This is a genomic window from Micromonospora sp. NRRL B-16802 (assembly GCF_001279555.1).
Classification (GTDB): domain Bacteria; phylum Actinomycetota; class Actinomycetes; order Mycobacteriales; family Micromonosporaceae; genus Micromonospora; species Micromonospora profundi.
Map to the genome: position 1 here is coordinate 1 of NZ_LGEB01000133.1, position 647 is coordinate 647.

At 67.2% G+C, this 647-nt stretch carries 1 protein-coding gene; it reads right to left on the reverse strand.

Annotated features, from left to right (window positions below):
• Positions 1–647, reverse strand: a 647-nt coding sequence (locus ADK66_RS30330; RefSeq protein WP_157553116.1) for an AMP-binding protein, incomplete at both ends; no start/stop codon positions are given.

The window sequence follows — 647 nt, forward strand, 5'->3', positions numbered from 1 at the left end:
TCCGTAGAGGTTGTGGAGTTCGATGTGGGGCCAGGTGGTGAGGAAGCGGTGTGCGGTGTCTGGTGGTAGTGCTTCGCCGCTGCAGAAGACGTGGCGGACCTGGCCGAGGGGGCCGCGGTCGGCGGTGGCGTCGAGGAAGGTTTGGAGCATGGTGGGGACGAAGTGCAGTGTGGTGACGCCCTCGTCGACGATGAGTTGGTGTAGGTAGTCGGGGTCGCGGTGGCCGCCGGGGGCGGCGAGTACGAGGGTGGCGCCGGTGGTGAGGGGCCAGAAGAATTCCCAGACGGAGACGTCGAAGCCGTAGGGCGTTTTCTGGAGCACCCGGTCGTGGGCCTGGAGGTGGTAGGTGTCTTGCATCCAGGTGATGCGGTTGTGGAGTCCGCGGTGGGGGACTGCGACGCCCTTGGGGGTGCCGGTGGAGCCGGAGGTGTAGATCAGGTATGCGGTGTCGTCGGCGGTGGTGTGGGTGTGGAGGGTGCAGTCGTCGGGGGTGCAGCCGGTGTCGTCGTTGGTGGTGTCGGTGACGTCGAGGGTGGTGGGGAACGCCTGGGTGTGGGTGCTTGTGGTGATGATCAGGGGTGGGGTGGCGTCGTGGAGCATGGCGGTGAGGCGTTCGGGGGGGAGTTCGGGGTCGAGGGGGACGTAGG